Consider the following 338-nt stretch of genomic DNA (forward strand, 5'->3'; position numbering starts at 1 on the left):
AGGATGAAATGGCGCACTGCGAATATGCTCAATGCTTTCCCCTCTCAAATACTCTTTAAGATACCGAAACACATAGGCCGACCCATTGTCTGACAGCATACGCGGTCGCTGACCAACAGATAAACTGCTGGCATCAAGAGCTGATTGCACTGTTCGTTCTACGTCTGTGGCTTGCATGCCGGGGATAGCTCCCACGCTAAAATGTAGCGGGAATAGTCATCTAATACCGTCGACAGATAATACCAGCCCCAGTTTTTGATCTTGAAATAGCCGGGCCGCCGGAGCGGTGAAGTCAGTTTGCCAAAGCTGATTGGGAGCCGTAGTTGGGTTATAGAACT

1 pseudogene is annotated in these 338 nt (G+C 49.4%); it reads right to left on the reverse strand.

Features of this window, described 5'->3' with window-relative positions:
• A pseudogene (locus ACYVE4_RS31715) lies at positions 1 to 338 on the reverse strand (DDE-type integrase/transposase/recombinase); the annotation flags it as partial.

Source organism: Spirosoma harenae (assembly GCF_054776975.1).